Genomic DNA, 3,243 nt, shown 5'->3' with positions numbered 1-3,243 from the left:
TGTAGAGGCTCAATGCTAATGTCTATTTGTGGCTCATTAGGAATGTCCAGGCTATAGTTTCTCAGATCCCTATGTCTAGACAACGACTCACTTTTTCCTGATGAGGAGTTTTCTATGGCTATAAATGACGCCGGAATGTTCACCGTGAAAGAAATCAATCGCCTCAAAATCCTTCAGGATGTCATCGATCGCAATATCCGTCCTGGACAGGCTGCCGAAATGCTGGGCATCACGCCACGTCATTGCAGCCGTCTGCTCAAACGTTATCGCCAGTATGGGCCGCTTGGCATGAACAACCAGAGTCGTGGCCGCACTGGTAACCGTCTGTTGCCAGCGTCACTGACAGATCAGGCACTCAGTATAATCCGGGAGCACTACCGTGATTTTGGCCCCACGCTAGCGCGGGAAAAGCTGGAGGAAGTTCACGGTCTGGTCCTTGGAAAGGAAACCATCCGACGTCTCATGATAAAGGCCGGACTCTGGATCCCCCGCAGACAACGCGCACCGAAAATTCATCAGCCTCGTTACCGGCGTCCTTGTACTGGCGAGCTGATACAAATTGATGGCTGCGACCACCACTGGTTTGAAAACCGGGGTCGACCCTGTACTGCCCTGGTCTATGTTGACGATGCCACCAGTCGCCTGATGCACCTGCTGTTTGTGAAATCTGAGTCCACATTTACCTATTTTGAAGCTACACGTGGCTATATCGAGAAATACGGTAAACCGATGATCCTCTACAGCGATAAAGCCAGCGTATTCAGAGTCAATAATAAGCACGCCACCACCGGTCCCGGCGAAACCCAGTTTGCCAGGGCCATGCGCTGCCTTAATATTACTCCTTTGTGTGCTGAAACCAGCCAGGCAAAAGGCCGCGTTGAACGTGCTCATTTGACACTTCAGGACCGACTCGTTAAGGAGCTCAGGCTTAAGGGGATCTGTACAATAGAAGCGGCCAATGCATTTGCAGAAGAATACATGGCGGATTATAACCGGCGCTTTGCCAAAGAACCCTTGCATGATTTTAACGCGCACCGGCCGCTGGCATTAGACGATGACCTTGATGCAGAATTTACCTGGCGAGAGCCTCGCCGGGTATCAAAAAATCTGACTGTACAATACGATAAAATGCTCTATCTGATTGAGGACAACGAGTACAGTCGAAGAGCCATCGGCAAGTATATTGATGTCTGGCATTATCCTGACGGACATAAGGAGCTGCGACTAAATGGCCTGCTGCTGCCCTACTCCACCTATGACCGACTTTCTGAGGTTGATCCCGTCGCCATTGTAGATAACAAGAGACTTGGCCATGTGTTGGATGTTGCCCGTCAGGTCCAGAGAAAACGGGACAATAATCGCTCACAATCGTTACCTTGTTCTGGTGATGAGCCTTCCCGCAGACGGCACGCCCCTAGCATCAACAAATCTCAGCGCTCACTGAACGAAGATGACCTACTTGAAGCCATGATAAAGCTTCAGGGAAGCTCTGAGGCCATCTTTGGTAAAAGGTGAACTTGGCGGAAACCTCGTACTAACTGACCAACGGCGATGTGTGCGCTATCTTTCGGCTATTGCAATCAAAGCCAGAGAAGATTTCTGAGAAATGCAAATAACTTCAATGATATTATATACAAAGGAAACCGAGGTAAAATTCGGGTGTCACAGAACCCCGAACCGCTTCGCGGTATCTGGAAATAGAAAGGCCATTCATGAAAATGGCCTAGAGGATAGAAGCGAAAAAATTAACGAGAAATGACCAAGTTATAGATCGAGTCTAAATTTTTGAATACATCATCGACTTCAAAGTGATATGCAGTGTCTCTGTAAAAAGTCGTTGTGAAAGATAGACCGCTAGGCTTTATCGCATTGATTCTATTGATTTTATCATTGGTTACATTATGCATGTGTCGTAAATATAATGGATATGAAAACACAGCCTGGTCAAATGCTTCATTCGCAGCTACTACACGAAATTCATCAAGTGATTTGCGCAGTTCAGTTGGACGATCTTTATGTTCGCTCTTTTCAAGCATTGAACTCATTAATAACTCAGTGAATATCCATGGAGATTGGGTTCTAAACTCATCCCCATCACGAACGCATGAGTCGATTGTATTAATAAATATCAGACATTCAGATTCATGTATCATTTTTATTAATGCAGATGAAAGTATCATATTCAAATTGCTTGCAAGTTTATTGCAGCGTTCATAAATATAAGTATTTTCTTGTCCCGGAAATTTATTATGCTTATTATTTAGTTCACGGAGTGCATCATCCATATACCCCCACACTTCTGAATCGACAAATGAACGAATACCAAACCTTGAAAATAAAAAGTTAGCCAAGGCTATTGCCTTAGCTTTATCCACATGGCTATGAGAAATAAAAACATGTGCATTTACATCAGGAAACCAGATTTTTTTGAATTCTTCATAATTAATGGAATCATCAATAAAATCAGTGTAACCATCTGATTTTGTTATTGATTCCCTAATTTTATTTATCGGATTTGGAAGTTTTAACTCCTCCGCTAATGTAGTCGCATAAGTACCATCCAATAGAAAAGAATCATCAGGTATTGAAAAGTTTAAGGCATGTAGCATGATTAATATCCATTATTTAAAACAACACGAAAAAGATAAAAACAGCAACAAACATTGGTATATGGAAAAGAAGAATAGATGTAGAAATTAATGAGCTTCTATATGAAAGCATCTCACCCTTTAGTATTTCTTTGTATAGCACAGGGTTTATGCTGAAATAGTTAATAGATTCTGAAGTTGATTCGGCTAAATAATTATATATTTTCCTAAAAATCCTCTCTTGCTGTAGATAATAAGCATCCAATAAACAGAACGCTATGGTGCTCACAATTAACGCAAGAAGTAAATAACCTGAATATTGGGATACATCCTTTTTTAACGCAACAACTGCAACAAATAATGTTAGGTCCCATCCTTTAATATAAAACGAATTATTAGCCATTCTAGCTATGATTGCCTGTAGGAATCCTAATCCAGCAATTTTAGATTCAATTATGTTCATTTTTTGACCTATCGCATGTACATAGAGAGACACACAGAAAAGGTAGCATAAACACCGTTAAATCAGAATGATTGTGCGCACAATGACGTTATGCTAAAGAGGCCGCTGCGGGAGGGATTTTCGCAGCGGCCTTTTCAACATATGGACATTTATAATGAGCCAGTGATTAGACATTTTCACTGAGCTTTGACA

General features: G+C 42.3%; 3 protein-coding genes. 1 reads left to right on the top strand and 2 read right to left on the bottom strand.

What is annotated here, in order from left to right; all coding sequences use genetic code 11:
- Positions 1-114: 114 nt before the first annotated feature.
- On the top strand, positions 115-1,515 hold the full coding sequence (locus FEK50_RS23955; RefSeq protein ID WP_131162178.1) for an ISNCY family transposase: 1,401 nt from the start codon (positions 115-117) through the stop codon (positions 1,513-1,515).
- A gap of 230 nt (positions 1,516-1,745) precedes the next feature.
- Here the strand turns inward: FEK50_RS23955 and FEK50_RS23950 are convergent, their stop codons facing one another.
- Together FEK50_RS23950 and FEK50_RS23945 are read right to left on the bottom strand one after the other, a co-directional pair.
- Positions 1,746-2,609: a toll/interleukin-1 receptor domain-containing protein gene (locus tag FEK50_RS23950; RefSeq protein ID WP_131162179.1), complete on the bottom strand. Its 864-nt coding sequence runs from the start codon at positions 2,607-2,609 to the stop codon at positions 1,746-1,748.
- A gap of 16 nt (positions 2,610-2,625) precedes the next feature.
- The gene (locus FEK50_RS23945; RefSeq protein ID WP_165489006.1) at positions 2,626-3,051 is read right to left on the bottom strand and encodes a hypothetical protein; all 426 of its coding nucleotides are present in this window, start codon (positions 3,049-3,051) and stop codon (positions 2,626-2,628) included.
- Positions 3,052-3,243: the final 192 nt, after the last annotated feature.

Origin of the sequence: Escherichia sp. E2586 (genome assembly GCF_005781105.1) — a bacterium.
Lineage (GTDB): Bacteria > Pseudomonadota > Gammaproteobacteria > Enterobacterales > Enterobacteriaceae > Escherichia.
The sequence above is the reverse complement of the archived record's forward strand: the minus strand, read 5'-3'. Positions and strand labels throughout refer to the sequence as shown.